The organism is Tomitella cavernea, assembly GCF_016599145.1.
Classification (GTDB): domain Bacteria; phylum Actinomycetota; class Actinomycetes; order Mycobacteriales; family Mycobacteriaceae; genus Tomitella; species Tomitella cavernae.
The window spans coordinates 20,427-36,182 of the sequence record NZ_JAENKO010000045.1; the positions used below are offsets into that span (position 1 = coordinate 20,427).

The following is a 15,756-nucleotide window of genomic DNA, read 5'->3' on the forward strand; positions in this document are numbered from 1 at the left end:
TCGTACGCCAAGGTATACGAACAAACGTTCGAGTGCAAGCAATAGAATGTACGTTCTTGATCCGGGGTGGCAGAACCTGTCGAGCACGGTGCCGCTGCTGCGGGGCGCGCGGGTCGGCGACTAACCTCACTGGGTATGCGCCGGACAATTTTCGACACAGATCACGATGCGTTCCGCGACAGCGTGCGCACATTCATCTCCCGCAACGTCGCGGACCGGATAGACGAGTGGGAGTCGGCCCAGATCGTGCCGCGGGCGCTCTTCACCGAGGCGGGCGCCGCAGGGTTCCTCGGTATGGCCGTGCCGGAGGAGTTCGGCGGCGGGGGGGTCCCCGATTTCCGTTTCAACATGATCATCGGCGAGGAGTTCGCCTACGCGGGCGCGGGTGCCGCCGGCCTGGGTCTCACGCTGCACAACGACATCTGCCTTCCCTACCTGCTCTCCATAGCCGACGACGAGCAGAAGCAGCGCTGGCTGCCCGGAGTCGCCGCAGGAGAGATCATCACCGCCATCGCGATGACGGAGCCGGGGGTGGGCTCGGACCTCGCGAACATCGCGACCACCGCCATCCGCGATGGCGACGAGTACGTGCTCAACGGCTCGAAGACCTTCATCACCAACGGCATCAACTCGGATCTGGTGATCGTCGCGGCCAAGACGGACCCGAGCCAGAAGCACAAGGGGCTCAGCCTCATCGTGGTCGAGCGCGGGATGGCGGGCTTCGAGCGCGGCCGTAACCTGGCCAAGCTCGGCCTGCATTCGCAGGACACCGCAGAGCTGTTCTTCGACGACGTGCGGGTGCCTGCGTCGAACCTGCTGGGGGAGGAGGGCAAGGGTTTCGCCTACCTGATGCAGAATCTGCCGCAGGAGCGGCTGTCGATCGGCGTCGCAGGGGTCGCCGCGGCCCGCGCCGCGTTCGACTGGACCAAGGAGTACGTCCGCGAGCGCAAGGTGTTCGGCGACGCGGTGGGCGCGTTGCCCACGACGCGACACGCCCTGGCGCAGATCGCCACCGAGGTCGAGGTGGCGCAGCACTATGCGGATCAGGCGGTGCTGTCGCTCAACGCCGATGAGCTGAGCGCGGTCGATGCCTCCATGGCCAAATTGTGGTGCACCGAGCTGCAGGGGCGCACGGTGGACCGTTGCCTGCAGCTGTTCGGCGGGTACGGATTCATGTTGGAATACCCGATCGCCCGCGCCTACGCCGATGCGCGTGTGACCCGGATCTACGGCGGAACCAGCGAAATCATGAAGGAGATCATCGGCCGGTCGCTCGACGTCTGATACCACCGTGGTGGCCCGGTCCGGTGGCTGACTCCGGCCTCCGATACCGGACACCACCTCGGTATCGGAGGCCGGATGCTGAGGCGGCGGACCCGAACGGTCTCCCGGGTTTCGCCGCTACCGGCGTCCTCAGCCGTTGGCGTTGCTGCGGACGCCCAGCAGGACGTCCTCCCAGGACGGCATCGTCGGCTTGTGCTTGCGTGCCTTGCCGCGCGTGTGCGGGCTCGGGTGCGGAATGAGCGCGTCCTCAGGGGCCTCGTCGAGAGGCGGATCGGACTCGGCCCGGGCCTCGCGGTCGCCGGCCTGCTCGGCGCTGGGGTGGGAAGCGTGCTCCGCGCTACCGCCATCCTGCTCTGTGCGCTGTCCCGTATCGGGCGCGGATTCGGGGCCGTCCTCCGGCGCGTCGGCGGCGGCACCCGGAATAGCGTCGGTGGCGGACGCGGCGGGCTCGGCTTCCGCCGTCGTATCCGGGGCATGTTCCGGCACAGCGACCTCGGGGCCGTGAATCCCGACGTGCGATACGTGCGTGGGCTCCGGTACGGCGGCGATGGGGCGCAGCGGACGGTTCACATCGGGGTCCAGCAGCTCGGTCGCGGCATCGTCGAGAGCGTTGAGCGTACCGGTGAGGCCGTCCTTGTACAGGCGCCAGTGTGCGGCATTGCGGGACTTGCCCGCCCACCACGACAGCTGCACCACCCATTCGCCGTCCACAGTGCGCCAGGCGTCCCATTCGCCGGCCTCAGGATCCAGCCCGCGGGCGCGGAAGACGATGGCGACGATCTCCTCGAGGGTCTGCACAGCGGGGCCGTCGCACCGTACCGGGTGCCCCTTGCGGCCCATGTCCGCGGCGTTGCCGCGCTCGAGTAGCACCGGATGGGCGAAACGCTCGACTCGGGATTCCGGGATGCCTGCGAGTTCCGCCACCTCCTCCACCGAGGCGCCGGCGCGGACACGCGCCTGGATTTCGCGTGGACGCAACTGGCTGCTCGACTCCACCTCGATCTGGCCCAGGCGGCTGAGGTCGCCGCGGGCGGCGGCGCGGAGACGGTCGTCCGCGGGGACGGAAAAGCGGTCCTCGGAGCCCTTCACCTGGAGGAGGACGTTCTTGCCGCCCGCATCCATGCCGATCACTTGAAGTTCTCGCACGCGTAGACCTCCTGTGGCAGCTTCCGGTAAGGCGAGCGTAACCGAGTCGAGACCGCTGCGCGGGGAGGACACGCGCCGGGGTCCTTGCCTTTGCTTGCGGCGCAAGTTATCGGAGAGTCCAACGTACCCGAATGTGGCATACGTGACGAATGTGCGGGGTGGGGTGGGTGATGCCCAGGGGGCGCCTGCTGGCCGGGAAACGGCCGGGCGGAGCGCTGATAACGGGCTCCGCCCGGCCGTCAGCGGTGTCAGAGTCGGGCGGCGACCCAGTCGATGCACTGCGTCAACCGCTTGACGTCGTCCGGGTCGATGGCCGGGAACATGCCGATGCGGAGCTGGTTGCGCCCGAGCTTCCGGTAGGACTCGGTGTCGACGATCCCGTTGGCGCGCAGCACCTTCGCCACGGTGGCGGCATCGACGTCGTCGTTGAAGTCGATGGTGCCCACCACCTGCGACCGCAAGGCCGTGTCGGTGACGTACGGTGTCGCGAACGCGCTGGCCTCGGCCCACGAGTACAGGCGTGACGACGAATCTGCGGTCCGCGCTGCCGTCCAGGCCAGCCCCCCGCCGGCGTTCATCCACTCGATCTGGTCTGCCAGCAGCAGCAACGTCGCCAGGGCCGGCGTGTTGTATGTCTGGTCCTTGCGGCTGTTGTCCACGGCCACCGGGAGCGACAGGAACTCGGGCGTCCAGCGGCCGGACGCCTTGATTTCCTCGACGCGGGCGAGGGCGGCGGGGCTCATGATCGCGATCCACAGGCCGCCGTCCGCGGCGAAGGACTTCTGCGGTGCGAAGTAGTAGACGTCGGCCTGGGTGATGTCGACGGGGAGGCCGCCGGCGCCGGAGGTCGCGTCGATGGCGACGAGCGCCTCGCCCGCCCCCTCCGGGCGCTGGACGGGCACCGCGACGCCGGTGGAGGTCTCGTTGTGCGCCCAGGCGATCAGGTCTGCGGACGGATCGGCGGTGGGTGCCGGTGCCGAGCCGAAGTCCGCCTCGATCACGATCGGGTCGCCGATGAACGGGTTGCCCGCCGCAACCTTGGCGAACTTGGAGCTGAACTCGCCGTAACTCAGGTGCAGCGAGCGCTCGCGGATCAGGCCGAAGGCCGCGGCGTCCCAGAACGCGGTGGAGCCGCCGTTGCCCAGGACCACCTCGTAGCCGTCGGGCAGCGAGAACAGCTCATGCAGCCCGGACCGAATGCGGGCCACGACGTCCTTGACCGGGGCCTTGCGGTGGCTGGTGCCCATGACCGAGGCGCCCACCTCGACGAGCGTGTGCAGCTGCTCCGGGCGGACCTTGGACGGTCCGCAGCCGAATCGGCCGTCTGCGGGCTTGAGATCGTCCGGAATGATCAGGGCGGTGGGGTCGGCCATGAGTCGCAGCATCCTCGTTGTCGGGGTCCGTACGGGGACCGAGTTTAGCCCGCGCTCCCGAACACCTCGCTCCAGCCGTCGACGGACTCGGGCTCGCGCGGGCCGGGGCCCACGTATAGAGCGGAGGGGCGTACAAGCTTGCCCAGCCGCTTCTGCTCCATGATGTGCGCACACCAGCCGGCCGTGCGCGCACAGGTGAACATGGCGGGCATCATCTGCGGCGGCACCTCGGCGAAGTCGAGCATCACCGCGGCCCAGAACTCCACGTTGGTGGCGATGGCGCGGTCCGGGCGGCGCTCCCGCAGCTCGGCCAGGGCCGCCTGTTCCAATGCCGCCGCGGCCTCGTAGCGGGGCGCGTCGAGCTCCTTGGCGGTGGCCCGCAGTACGCGTGCGCGCGGGTCCTCGGCCCGGTAGACGCGGTGGCCGAACCCCATCAGCCGTTCACCGCCGTCCAGGATTGTCTTCACGAGCCCGCGGGGGTCGTCGGAGCGCTCAGTCTCCTCGATCATCGGCAGCACCCGGGCCGGGGCGCCGCCGTGCAGCGGGCCGGACATGGCGCCCACCGCGCCGGAGAGCGATGCGGCCACGTCGGCGCCCGTCGAGGCGATCACCCGGGCGGTGAAGGTGGACGCGTTCATGCCGTGTTCGGCGGCGGACACCCAGTACGCGTCGACGGCGCGGACGTGGCGCGGATCCGGCTCGCCCTTCCAGCGCACCATGAACCGTTCGGTGATCGTCGAGCACTCGTCGATCACCGTTTGCGGTACGGCCGGCTGGTAGATCCCGCGGGCCGACTGGGCAACGTAGGACAGTGCCATCACCGATGCGCGCGCGAGTTGCTCGCGCGCGGCCTCGTCGGTGGTGTCGAGCAGGGGGTCGAAACCCCAGATCGGCGCGAGCATCGCCAGGCCCGCCTGGACGTCGACGCGGACGTTTCCGGTGTGGATGGGCAGCGGGAACGGCTCGGCCGGAGGGAGGCCCGGCCCGAACCGGCCATCGACCAGCAGTGCCCACGCGTGCCCGAAGGTGACCTCGTGAGAGACGAGGTCCTCGATGTCGACGCCCCGGTACCGCAGATGGCCGCCGTCCTTGTCCGGCTCGGCGATCTCCGTGGTGAAGGCGGTGACTCCCTCGAGGCCCTCGGCGAAGCCCTCGGGGAGGTCGGCTGCGATAGGCATGGTGACGCTCCTGGATCTACGTTTGCGCGGATGTCGGGCTGCGCGGCCCCTTCCCGGGGACGGTGCCGCGCGGACAGCCGGTGCGACGGTCGGGTCACGGCCGTTACCCACGAGTATGACGCACGACACAGGCCGGATGTCGTCCGGGGCGAGCGACGAGCCGACGTGGGACGCCATGCGGCGGCGCGGGCGTGCGGCGTCCGGTACCGGCGAGTAGCTTGCATTGGACCTCGTCACGGTAGGCTGGCGGAAAGTGCGCAGGTCACGGGATCGGCCTGCGTGGAACAGAGGGCCGGTCGCGGACCTGATTGGGCGCCGCCACCGGAGGGTGACTAGATTCTGTGGCAGGAACCGATGCTCCAACAGGGGTTATCCGGGCCAAGGACTTCCACGTTACTGAGTCACCAATCGGAGAGGGATGTTCTGTGTCTGCTGAGAATGACCAGAAAGCCGTACTCAGCTATCCGGGCGGTGAGCAGCCCCTCGGCGTTGTGCGTGCGGCCGAGGGCAACGACGGCGTCGCGCTCGGCTCACTGCTGGCGGACACCGGCTACGTCACGCTGGACGCCGGGTTCGTCAATACCGCGTCGTGCTCGTCGGCGATCACCTACATCGACGGCGGCAACGGCATCCTCCGCTACCGCGGGTACCCGATCGAGCAGCTTGCGCAGAACTCCACCTTCATCGAGGTCAGCTATCTGCTGATTTACGGCGAGTTGCCGTCCGCCTCTCAGCTCGAGACTTTCACCGAACAGATCCGCCGGCACACGCTGCTGCACGAGGACCTCAAGCGGTTCTTCGACGGCTTCCCGCGCAATGCGCATCCCATGCCGGTGGTCTCCAGCGCCGTGAACGCGCTCTCCGCCTACTATCAGGACTCGCTTGACCCCAGCGATCCCGAGCAAGTCGAGCTGTCGACGATCCGCCTGCTGGCCAAGCTTCCCACCATCGCCGCCTACGCCTTCAAGAAGTCGGTCGGCCAGCCGTTCCTGTACCCGGACAACTCGATGGGCCTGGTGGAGAACTTCCTGCGGATGACCTTCGGTCTGCCCGCGGAGCCCTATGACCTCGACCCGGAGATCGCGGCGGCCCTGGACATGCTGCTGGTCCTGCACGCCGACCATGAGCAGAACTGCTCGACGTCGACGGTGCGCCTGGTCGGCTCGTCCAATGCGAACCTGTTCACCTCGATCTCCGGTGGGATCAACGCACTCTGGGGTCCGCTGCACGGTGGTGCCAACCAGGCGGTTCTCGAGATGCTCGACGAGATCCACGCCGCGGGCGGGGACACGAAGGACTTCATGCGCCGCGTGAAGAACAAGGAAGACGGCGTGAAGCTCATGGGTTTCGGCCACCGTGTCTACAAGAACTACGATCCGCGCGCGGCCATCGTCAAGCAGACCGCGGACAAGATCCTCGACAAGCTCGCGCCCGACGACGAGCTGCTCGGCATCGCGAAGGGCCTCGAGGAGGTCGCGCTGAACGACGACTACTTCATCGAGCGCAAGTTGTACCCCAATGTCGACTTCTACACCGGTCTGATCTACCGGGCGATGGGCTTCCCGCCGCGCATGTTCACCGTACTGTTCGCGCTGGGCCGGCTGCCCGGCTGGATCGCGCACTGGCGGGAGATGCACAACGACCCGGCAACCAAGATCGGCCGCCCCCGTCAGATCTACACCGGTCACACGGCGCGCGACTACGTGGACCTGTCGCAGCGGTCGTAGCCCGGAGCCGCGTGAAAAGGCGCGCCGGGATGCCGGCAGGCTCCCGCACACCCAGCAGCAACGAGACACGTCGCAGCGTCGACGACGAGAGGTGGACGCAATGACCAAGCCAGTGGTCGAGTACCCGGAGGGGCCCCCGCCGAACGACTTGGTCGTCGAGGACATCATCGTGGGCGACGGCCCGGAGGCCCAGGCCGGCGATATCGTCGACGTCCACTATGTGGGTGTCGAGTACGACTCGGGCGAGGAGTTCGACTCGTCCTGGAGCCGCGGCGAGTCGATCCGCTTCCCGCTGCGCGGGCTCATCAAGGGCTGGCAGGAAGGGATCCCGGGAATGCAGGTGGGCGGCCGCCGGCAGCTGACCATCCCGCCGGAGATGGCCTACGGTCCTGCGGGCGCCGGCCATCAACTCTCCGGCCGGGCGTTGGTGTTCGTCATCGACCTGCTGGGTGTCAGAACACCCGAGGAAGAGCAGTCGGACTAGGCTTCACCGGATCGTTGGATCCGTTCGATGGCCGTCGGCTCCGAGAAAACGGGCCGGCAGTCATCGTCTATTCGTGCTCGCGCTCGCCGATGGTCCGCCGGGGGCGCCGGCGGTGCGCAGGCACAGCACGCCGATCCCGAGGAACAACAGACCCGAAACCAGCGCAGTGGTGTGCGTGCGCAGCGGCCCTATACCGATCTGCCGGCCCCGCGGGGCACGACGGGTTCCCCAGGTCGAATCGGTCCCGCAGGAGCGCCGGCAGGAACAGGGGGAGCGCCTTGCCCAGTGCGAAAACATCACCTGGCGGCCCGATCTATGGCGTCACCCGTTCTCCTGCTCGGCCAGGAGCTTGTCGATCATCGAGGTGAAGGTGTCTATCGGCTGCGCGCCGAGGACAGGGTGGCCGTTGATGGAGAACGCCGGGGTCGCGGGGATGCCGAGCCGTTGCGCGGTCATCGTGTCGACGTGCAGCAGTGCCTCGAAGTCGTCGCTGTTCATCTGCTCCATGAACCGGTCGATGTCGGGTACACCGGCGGCGACGGCATACCCGCGCAGCTTCTCCGGGCTCATCTCCGGGTGGCCGGACTCGGGCGCGTCGGCGTACAGGGTGGAATTGAACTCCCAGAAGCGGCCCTGCGCGGCCGCAGCCCTCCCGGCGCGTGCCGCACGCGCGGAGTCCTCGCCGTAGATGGGCAGATCCCGCCATTCGATGCGCAGCTGCCCGTTTTCGACGTACTTGTCGATCAGTTTCGGCTCGATATCCTGGCTGAACTTCGCGCAGAACGGGCAGCGGTAGTCCGCGAACTCCACCAGGACGACCGGCGCGTCGACGGCGCCTATCGCGAGCGGGTCGCCCGTGGTCCTCCGCGCCAGGTCGCCCAGCGGGCCGATCCCGCCGTCCGCGGAGGCCCGGTCCTCATCCGAGATCGATGCGGGCCCCGTCTCTGGTGCAGTGGCGGCGTCGTCGCTCCGCCCGGTGAACAACACGACACCCAGGACCACGGCGATGACGACGACCACGGCGAACGCGGCGAACTCGATTCGTCGTCGCGTGGATCCGGCACGGGCGCTCGGACGGGGCTCCCGTGCATTGCGGCCGTCAGGATCGTTATTCAGCTGCGGGTCCATCGATGCTCCGTCCAGAGTCGCGTCGTCGGGTCAGTCCCCTCCTGGGACCGAACTACTAAGATGCATAGTATGTAGTCGACTACTATCTTGCATAGTTGGCTGAAGACATCCCGCCGAGTCGACTGAAAGGTGGTGCGGAGTGCAGGAGGACTCGTCGGCGGCGCATGCGGTGGGCGTCCGCGCAGCAAACCGAGTGAACGGTGAGGGCAGGGTAGGCGACAGGGCGGCCGGGGAGAACCCGGTGCGATGGCTTCCCGCCGTCGTCGGCGCCATCGCTACTGCAGCGGTGATCGGCGTGCCGACCGACATCATCGCCAACCCGTGGTTTTCCCGCGAGATCCCGGTTCGGTGGTGGGAGTATCCGGTGCTCGCCGCCACCTGTGCGCTCACGGCGATGTGGTTCGGTATCAGGGTTTTGCCGGACAGCAGGACGGACCCGCGCGGAGGGGTCGACAGGGGGAGCGCGGGCGCGTTCGGCGGGGCCGCGCTGGCGATGTTCGCAGTCGGTTGCCCGGTGTGCAACAAACTGGTGCTGTTCGCGATCGGAACGTCCGGTGCGCTCGGAGTATGGGCGCCGATGCAGCCATTCCTCGCCGTCGTGTCATTGGCCCTGCTGCTGTGCGCCGTGGTGTTCAGGTGGCGCCGGAGGGACTGTGGTCCGGCTTGCGCCGCCTGACCCTCAGCATTCGTGCGGTGGCCTGCCCGCCGTACGAATATGCGGCGGGCCGTGTCAGCTCACACGTCAGGGCCGGTCAGGTGTTCAGGCGCAGGCACACGATGCCTGCCGCGAGGAGTGCCGTTGCAACGGACAGGACCACTGGTACGACGGCGACGGTGACAGCCAGCGGGTAGTCCGCGGCCGCCCAGCGGCGCCGGCCGCGATCGGGGCAGGCGCCGAGCCAGCATAGGCGCGCCGCCACCGCGTCCCGCGACAGTGCCAGTCCGGCGACCGGCGGGGAGTGGGGCGCGCCCGCTGCGAACTCGTGCACGGTGAGGAGCGCGGCACCGACGGTGCCGGCACCGTTGCTTTGCGCTGCACGATTGTCTGCGGAGAACTCGACAAGAGTACGGACGGCGTCCGGTGCCCGCGCGAACAACGGGATGAACGGCAGCGCCGCCGCCGTGGCCTCCGCCAACGCCACCAGCGCATGATGTCGCCCGAGCAGGTGCGCCGCCTCGTGGTCGAGGACGGCGACGCGCTCCGCAGCGGGCAATCGGCCGATATGCTCACTCGCGATGATCGTCGGCGCCGCCCCGCCCACGCTGTAGCAGACCGGTTCTTCGGCGTCGATCCACAGTACGGGGAACCCGCGGTGCGCGGTGCGGTCACGTGCGAGCAGGTCCACCTCGAACAGGAGCCTGCGCGCGGACGCGCGCCGTGCACGAAGGCGGCGCGCCACGGCGACCGCCACGAACAGCACGAGCCCGCCGAGCGCCGCCGTCGCTGCAAGCTGCGCCGCGGGCAGCCATGGCAGCGAGCCGTCTTCGCGCAATCGCTGCAGGCACATGTGGGCGGCACCGAAGGTGGTGCGCCCGGGCTTGGTCATCATCGACACCGGCGCGGCGATCAGGGCGGCCAGAACCAGAGTCATCGACGACGTCCAGGCGGCCAGCGCCAGGCGCGGGTGCAGGCCCGGCGCGACGGTGACGGAAAGGTACCGGGGCGCGCCGAAACCCACGACGAGCGTGGCGATCAGCAGGCCGAGTGCGACGATCACGTGGCAGGCCGTCCCGTGTCGGACGGCCACGTGCGGGCGGCTTTGCGCAGCGCACTGCGCAGGAATGCCGACTCTTCGTCTGAGGCCGACTGGGCGAAGTGCAACAGGACGTTCTCCGGGTCGCCGCTGGAGGACAGCACCTCGCGAAGCATCTCGGCACCGTACTGTGGGCGTGACTTGGCAGCATGGTAGAGGTAGGCGCGGCCGTCGCGGGTCCGGTCCGCCATCCCCTTGCCGTGCAGATTGTCGAGCACTGTCATCACCGTGGTGTAGGCGTGGGAGCGCGGCGCCTCGAGGCGCTCGAGCACCTGACGCACCCGTAACGGCTCGGACGAGGCCCACAGGACCTGCATCACGGCGGATTCGAGTCCACCCAACCTCATCATGACGGCCTCGCCACGTCCGTCGCGGTACTTTGCCGCGACGCCCGGTGTCCGCGCCCGTGATCCGGCATTCGTACTCCTGGTCGATAGGTCTGTTCCGCGTCAGTCTAGCGTCGCCGGGCCACTCGACGGGGGCGCGCCGTGCCCCGGTCTGCGCCGCGAGCGTGCGATGCTGCACCACTGGCCGCGTCACCTCTGGCCGCGTCGCATCGTGCCGTGTCGTGCCGCCCGGCTAGCCCGCCACCGCAGCGATTGCGCGCGTCCCACTTGATGTCACCCTCGGGATGGTCCTGCAGGCGCGAGCCCAGGCCAGGGGTTCGGAACGCGATGCGCGAGATGCAGGACGATACGCCGCCGAGGACCATGGCGCGTGCGTGCCGCTTGAACGAGTTGCCGTGCTCCTGCATTCGATGAGGCAGTGCCAGTCGTAGCCGGATTCGAGCAACGCCGGCCATTGGGTGAGCTGCAGGGCCGCGTCGTCGCCTACGTTGCTGGGGCCCGCCTCGATCAGCGCGCCGGCAGGGCTGCGCAGGAATTCATCGGAACGTCGCTTCCGCTTCCGTGCGGGTCCGTGTCCCGGTGAAGTCGGGCGGCTTGACTCCTGGAACATGAGCAAACCCGAGATCTCCCTGTCCGACCGTTCCGTCGCCGGCGGCACCACGCGCCGCAGTTTCCTCACATGGAGCGCCCTGGTGGGCGCGGCGGCGTTCACCCCCGCGATGCTGTCCGGACCCGACGCCGCGGCCGCTCCTGCGGCCGGTTCGCTGGGCAGCGCAGGGAGCCTCGGCGGCGGCAGCAGCCCGTTCGCGCTCGGCGTGGCGTCGGGCGATCCGCTGCCGGATTCGGTGATCCTGTGGACGCGCGTGACGACCGATCCGCTGGTGCCGGGCGGCGGGGTGCCGCCGGTGCCGGTGCCGGTGGACTGGGAGGTGGCCCGCGACGAGCGTTTCCGCGACGTCGTGGCCCGCGGCAGCGACGTGGCACTGCCGGCCGCGGCGCACTCCGTGCACGTCGACGTGCGAGGGCTCGAACCGTGGCGGCGCTACTTCTACCGGTTCCGGGCGTTGGGGCAGGTCTCTCCTGTCGGGCGCACGCGGACGGCGCCCGCGGCGGGGGCCGACGTGGGTGCGATGGCCTTCGCCTGGGCGTCCTGCCAAGCCTGGTATCAGGGCTATTACACGGCGTACGCGGATATGGCGGAGCAGGACTTGGACGTGGTGTTCCACCTGGGCGACTACATCTACGAGTACGACCTGCCGGAGGACTCCGTGCGTCCCCTCGGCGGACTCAGCCCGGAGGTACGGCGCGAGACGACGACGCTGCAGGACTACCGGCTCCGCTACGGCCTGTTCAAGAGCGACGAGCACCTGCAGAGCGCGCATCGCGCGGCGCCGTGGATCCACACGATCGATGACCACGAGGTGGACAACAACTGGGCGTCGAAGATCTCGCAGGACGAGGACGCGGACCCGCGAGCGTTCCTGGAGCGGCGCGCGCAGGCGTTCCGGGCGTGGTGGGAGCACACGCCCACCCGGGTGCTGCCCCCGTCGGGGCCGGACATGCGCCTGTACCGGCGCTACGAATACGGGAACCTGGCGTCGTTCTCCGTGCTCGACACCCGTCAGTACCGCAGCGACCAGGCGCACGGCGACGGCCAGCACGTGCAGGACAGGGTCACCGCCGACGCGGGGCGGACTATCACCGGCGGGGAGCAGGAGCAGTGGATCCTCGACGGGTTCGACCGGTCGGACGCCCGCTGGAACTTCCTGGCGCACCAGACGGTCATCACCGACCTGCCGCGGATCCGGGACGGCAAGCGCAAGGTCAGCATGGACCAGTGGGGCGGGTACGAGGCGTCGCGCCACCGCATCCTCGACGGTGCGCGGGACCGCGGAGTGCGCAACCTCGTCTCGATGGTGGGCGACATCCACCGCACCACCGTCTCCGAACTGCGGCGCGACTACCGCGACGACGCCTCGCCGGCCGTCGGCGTGGAGATGGCGGGCACATCCATCGCCTCCGGCAAGGACGGCGAGGACAGCGACAAGGCGAACGAGGAGTTCCTCGCGAACAATCCTGCGATGAAGTTCGGCAGCGCCCAGCGCGGGTACGTGCTCTGCGAACTGCGGCCGGACCGGTGGCAGGCACAGCTGAAGGTGACCGACAAGGTGACCGTGCCCGGCCGGCCGGTGCGCACCCGGGCCACGATCACTGTGCCCGACGGGAAGCCGGAGATCGACGTGCGCGCGTGAGGGCACAGTGGAGCCCCCGACGGTGACGCAGTGCCGTGGACGTGCGTGAGAGCCCACACCCCTACACGCGTGTAGGTCTCAGGTGTGAACGAGATTCGTGCGCTTCGTGAGCCGGCGGGGCTATCGCAGTCGGAACTCGCCGCCAAGGTCGGCATGTCGCAACCGAACATCTCCACCTACGAGTCGGGCGCACGGATTCCAGGGGCGTCGACGAAGAGCCGTATCCGGGCAGCCTGCCGACCGCGTCCAGGCAGGCTGCTCTCCGAACACCGACGGGAGACCCGCCGGCTCGCCGCGGAGCGCAAAGCGCACGATCCGCGCGCGTTCGGTTCCGTCGCACGCGGGGAGGACACGGCGTTCTCGGATCTGGATCTGCTCGTGCGGTTCGACGACGACGCGTGCCTGTTCGACCTCGTGGGCATGACGGAGGCGCTCTCGGGGTCCGGGTGGACGTCGTCTCCGAGGGCGGCCTGGCCGGTCGGAACCGTTCGATACACGGCGAGGCGGTCGCGATCTGATGGTGGCCGACGAAGGTCGAGGAGTTCCCGGGGCAGCCATGGCGCTTGATAGTCGGGATGCGCCCGCGGATGGCTCACCTCTACGCCGAGAACGACAGACACGACGATCATCTGGAACACCCTCGTGAGCACGTGCCCCGCCTGCGTGGATACATCGCGCACGGGATTCTGCGCGGCTGAACGCCCAGGGTGCATCCGGCGCCGGGTTCCGGTGACGAGGGGCCCGCAATCGTGTCGACGGAAACGGGTTGCGCGGCCACCGCATAGGTTGCCATCCATGGGAGGCACGAACTCTGCGAGCATCGACGGCCCCGCCAGTACTTCGCGGCGGCCGGCGACGCCCCCGCGTGGCGTGGGAGGTTCGACGACGCCGCCGCCCGGATCGGCCTTGCCGTGGCACTCGAGTTCATCCCGGGCACCGGCATCCCCGACCTGGCCGCAGCGCTCGGCATCGCCCGCCGGGCAGCGCGGCCCAACGCGGGCGTGCTCTTCGACAGCTGGCACTTTCTCCGCAACGGCGGCGCGCTCGGCGACATCGCGGGCCTCGCTGAGTGCCACGTCGTCGAGGCGCAGCTCAGCGACCGCCGCACGCCCGCACCCGGCGAGGAATACGTGCCCATGAAGAGGCGGTTGCCGCTGGGGGAGGGCGAGGCGCCGCTCGCCGCTATCGCGCGGGCAATGCGGCAGGCGGCGCCGGAGGCGGTGTTCAGCCTCGAGATCTTCCCGGACGAGCCCGGCGACCCGGACCGGACGGTGGCGCACCTGGCGGAGACCACCCGCGTGTGCGCGCCCGCCCACCGGTAAGCGCGTGCACACGCTTCGGGGCCGAAGACCGTAGGCACGCGCTCACCGGCCACGCGCTCACTGCGCGGGGAATGCCTCCGGCAGCGCCATCCCCCGCTCGGCCATGACGGCGCGCAGGCGGGTGGGGTAATCGGTGATGAGGCCGTCGACGCCGAGGTCGATGAGCTCGCCCAAGCGGGCGGCGTCGTCGACGGTCCAGGGCACGACGCGGTAGCCGGCGTCGTGCGCGGCGGCGATGAGCGGCGCGTCGACAAGCGTGTGCGATGGGGACAGGACCTCGACGCCGAGAGCGTCCGCGGCCGCGAGGACGTCCCCGTCCACCGCGTCGTAGTCCACGGGGCCGGTCCACTCGGATCCGGAGAACCAGTTGGAGTCGTTCCACAGCATCACCAGCGGGATCGACGGCTCCGCCGCGCGCACCAGCGGTAGCGACCGCCAATCGAAGCTCTGGATCATCACCTTGTCGGTGACGCCTGCGTCGCGCACCGCGGAGAGGATGGTGTCGACGAACTCCTGCGGCGAGGCGGTGAGTCCGGGCCGGTCCGCTTCGATCTTCGTCTCGATGTTGAAGTGCACGTCCGCGTTCCGCTCCTGCACGACGGCGAACACGTCGCGGAGCCGGATGAGCGTGTTGCCTTCGACCACCTCCGCATCCGGGTGGTTCGGCAGCGGCACGTCGCAGGAAAGGGTCTGAAGTTGATCCCACGTGAGGTCGTGGAGGGCGTCGCCGATGTAGGGGAACATCGGGTCACCGTCGGCCGCGGGCGCGGTGTCACGGCACTTCTTCGCGGAGATCACCGGATCGTGCCACACCACCGGCACCCCGTCCGCGCTGATGCCGATGTCGAGCTCCAGCGTGGTGACGCCGAGCTCCACGGCCTTCTCGAACGCCCGACGGGATTCCTCCGTGGTCTCGCCCAGGCCGCCGCGGTGGGCCTGCAGATCGAAACCGTCCGGAAGGTTCGCGTCCGCGTCCGGTCCGCCGTCCGGGCCATCGGACAGCGATCCTGTGCCGAGCGATCCGAGCAGCCCTGAGTGCTGGGCAGGGGATGCCTGTGCGACCGTGGTGGCGAGTGCTCCGACGGCGATCGAGCAAGCGATCAGGGCGGCGCCACGGACCGGTAGCCGCAGACGATGCGCACCTGAACGTCGAGTGTGCGACATGAAGTTCCTTTCACATGCGAAGACACCCCGTCCGGGGTGCCGACGCCGACGGTAGCCGCGGCGCGGGTGCCCGGCGGGACATGTGCGGCGAGTGCTCAAAGGGTTCACCCGGTGCTCGACGGCCCGTCGCCGCGTCGCATGCCAGCGGCCTGATCGCTGCACGCCCGCGCGTCCGCTCACCGGTCGCAATGCCGTCACACCGGAGGAAAGTGTCGGAGGCCTGTGCGAGACTCGGCTCCGAGCGAGAGAGACCGGAAGGCCTTCAGATGGCTGTCCGACTGCTTCTCGGCGACAGAATCGGAGGCAGACGATGCGCGTGTCGCACCCATACCTGCGGGTGGTCGCGGGGCTCTTCGCCGCCGTGTTCCTCGTGGGCGTCGTGGACCTGGGCTTGGACGGGGAGGCCGGCGCGGCCGTCGTCTCGCTGGTGCTGGCGGGCGCGCTCGGCTGGTATGCGGTGATCGGGCCGTTGCGCGTGCGCGCGGCGAGGATCCGCGAACAGGACGCGGCGACGGCCGCCCGCGCCGACGCGGCGAACCAGGCCTACCTGGCCGGCGACGTGCGCGCCGCGATGGCACCGCCGCCGCCCGCGCCTCC

At 69.3% G+C, this 15,756-nt stretch carries 14 protein-coding genes and 2 pseudogenes; 8 read left to right on the forward strand and 8 right to left on the reverse strand.

Going from position 1 to position 15,756, the window contains the following annotated elements; all coding sequences use genetic code 11:
- The first annotated feature begins 135 nt into the window (after positions 1–135).
- Positions 136–1,284 (forward strand): acyl-CoA dehydrogenase family protein, encoded by a 1,149-nt coding sequence (locus tag JJ683_RS14630; RefSeq protein ID WP_200175192.1) that lies wholly within the window; start codon positions 136–138, stop codon positions 1,282–1,284.
- Between the two features lie 129 nt (positions 1,285–1,413).
- On the opposite strand, the gene sepH is transcribed toward JJ683_RS14630, so the two are convergent.
- The 3 genes from sepH to JJ683_RS14645 form a co-directional block, all read right to left on the reverse strand.
- Entirely contained in the window at positions 1,414–2,430 is a 1,017-nt protein-coding gene (sepH, locus tag JJ683_RS14635; protein ID WP_200175193.1) for a septation protein SepH, read from the reverse strand.
- Positions 2,431–2,678: 248 nt separating this feature from the next.
- On the reverse strand, positions 2,679–3,803 hold the full coding sequence (gene serC / locus JJ683_RS14640) for a phosphoserine transaminase (protein ID WP_200175194.1): 1,125 nt from the start codon (positions 3,801–3,803) through the stop codon (positions 2,679–2,681).
- 44 nt (positions 3,804–3,847) lie between these two features.
- Positions 3,848–4,981 carry a citrate synthase 2 gene (locus JJ683_RS14645; RefSeq protein WP_200175195.1) on the reverse strand — a complete coding sequence of 378 codons (1,134 nt, stop codon included), beginning with the start codon at positions 4,979–4,981 and terminating at the stop codon, positions 3,848–3,850.
- A gap of 425 nt (positions 4,982–5,406) precedes the next feature.
- On the opposite strand from JJ683_RS14645, the gene JJ683_RS14650 reads away from it, so the two are divergent.
- Positions 5,407–6,708 (forward strand): citrate synthase, encoded by a 1,302-nt coding sequence (locus JJ683_RS14650; protein WP_200175196.1) that lies wholly within the window; start codon positions 5,407–5,409, stop codon positions 6,706–6,708.
- 100 nt (positions 6,709–6,808) lie between these two features.
- Positions 6,809–7,192, forward strand: coding sequence for an FKBP-type peptidyl-prolyl cis-trans isomerase (locus tag JJ683_RS14655; protein WP_200175197.1), 384 nt, complete (start codon positions 6,809–6,811; stop codon positions 7,190–7,192).
- 321 nt (positions 7,193–7,513) lie between these two features.
- Here the strand turns inward: JJ683_RS14655 and JJ683_RS14660 are convergent, their stop codons facing one another.
- Positions 7,514–8,320 carry a DsbA family protein gene (locus JJ683_RS14660; RefSeq protein WP_200175199.1) on the reverse strand — a complete coding sequence of 269 codons (807 nt, stop codon included), beginning with the start codon at positions 8,318–8,320 and terminating at the stop codon, positions 7,514–7,516.
- A 241-nt stretch (positions 8,321–8,561) separates the two neighbouring features.
- Here JJ683_RS14660 and JJ683_RS14665 point away from each other — a divergent pair, with 241 nt between their 5' ends.
- Complete coding sequence (locus tag JJ683_RS14665) at positions 8,562–8,996, forward strand: hypothetical protein (protein WP_372435311.1); 435 nt, start codon at positions 8,562–8,564, stop codon at positions 8,994–8,996.
- A gap of 76 nt (positions 8,997–9,072) precedes the next feature.
- On the opposite strand, the gene JJ683_RS14670 is transcribed toward JJ683_RS14665, so the two are convergent.
- The 3 genes and pseudogenes from JJ683_RS14670 to JJ683_RS19185 form a co-directional block, all read right to left on the reverse strand.
- Complete coding sequence (locus JJ683_RS14670) at positions 9,073–10,038, reverse strand: M56 family metallopeptidase (RefSeq protein ID WP_200175200.1); 966 nt, start codon at positions 10,036–10,038, stop codon at positions 9,073–9,075.
- A complete protein-coding gene (locus JJ683_RS14675; protein ID WP_372435310.1) occupies positions 10,035–10,424 on the reverse strand; it encodes a BlaI/MecI/CopY family transcriptional regulator in 390 nt (129 codons plus the stop codon). The genes JJ683_RS14670 and JJ683_RS14675 overlap by 4 nt, the downstream gene beginning before the upstream one ends.
- Positions 10,425–10,732: 308 nt before the next feature.
- Positions 10,733–10,932: pseudogene (locus JJ683_RS19185) on the reverse strand (choline oxidase); the annotation flags it as partial.
- A 97-nt stretch (positions 10,933–11,029) separates the two neighbouring features.
- On the opposite strand from JJ683_RS19185, the gene JJ683_RS14680 reads away from it, so the two are divergent.
- From JJ683_RS14680 to JJ683_RS14690, 3 genes are all read left to right on the forward strand, one after another.
- Complete coding sequence (locus JJ683_RS14680) at positions 11,030–12,673, forward strand: alkaline phosphatase D family protein (protein ID WP_200175202.1); 1,644 nt, start codon at positions 11,030–11,032, stop codon at positions 12,671–12,673.
- Positions 12,674–12,757: 84 nt separating this feature from the next.
- Complete coding sequence (locus JJ683_RS19785) at positions 12,758–13,240, forward strand: helix-turn-helix domain-containing protein (protein WP_200175203.1); 483 nt, start codon at positions 12,758–12,760, stop codon at positions 13,238–13,240.
- A 224-nt stretch (positions 13,241–13,464) separates the two neighbouring features.
- On the forward strand, positions 13,465–13,995 hold the full coding sequence (locus tag JJ683_RS14690; RefSeq protein ID WP_307810956.1) for a sugar phosphate isomerase/epimerase family protein: 531 nt from the start codon (positions 13,465–13,467) through the stop codon (positions 13,993–13,995).
- Positions 13,996–14,052: 57 nt separating this feature from the next.
- Here JJ683_RS14690 and JJ683_RS14695 read toward each other — a convergent pair whose 3' ends face one another.
- A complete protein-coding gene (locus tag JJ683_RS14695; protein ID WP_200175207.1) occupies positions 14,053–15,159 on the reverse strand; it encodes a glycerophosphodiester phosphodiesterase family protein in 1,107 nt (368 codons plus the stop codon).
- 310 nt (positions 15,160–15,469) lie between these two features.
- Here JJ683_RS14695 and JJ683_RS14700 point away from each other — a divergent pair.
- Positions 15,470–15,756: pseudogene (locus JJ683_RS14700) on the forward strand (hypothetical protein); the annotation flags it as partial.

Bases quoted from the DNA above. Each gene is read 5' to 3' on its own strand.
- JJ683_RS14675 (WP_372435310.1), bottom strand. From the start codon at position 10,424: ATGATGAGGTTGGGTGGACTCGAATCCGCCGTGATGCAGGTCCTGTGG.
- JJ683_RS14695 (WP_200175207.1), bottom strand. From the start codon at position 15,159: ATGTCGCACACTCGACGTTCAGGTGCGCATCGTCTGCGGCTACCGGTC.
- serC (WP_200175194.1), bottom strand. From the start codon at position 3,803: ATGGCCGACCCCACCGCCCTGATCATTCCGGACGATCTCAAGCCCGCA.
- JJ683_RS14660 (WP_200175199.1), bottom strand. From the start codon at position 8,320: ATGGACCCGCAGCTGAATAACGATCCTGACGGCCGCAATGCACGGGAG.
- JJ683_RS14680 (WP_200175202.1), top strand. From the start codon at position 11,030: ATGAGCAAACCCGAGATCTCCCTGTCCGACCGTTCCGTCGCCGGCGGC.
- JJ683_RS14630 (WP_200175192.1), top strand. From the start codon at position 136: ATGCGCCGGACAATTTTCGACACAGATCACGATGCGTTCCGCGACAGC.
- JJ683_RS14645 (WP_200175195.1), bottom strand. From the start codon at position 4,981: ATGCCTATCGCAGCCGACCTCCCCGAGGGCTTCGCCGAGGGCCTCGAG.
- JJ683_RS14655 (WP_200175197.1), top strand. From the start codon at position 6,809: ATGACCAAGCCAGTGGTCGAGTACCCGGAGGGGCCCCCGCCGAACGAC.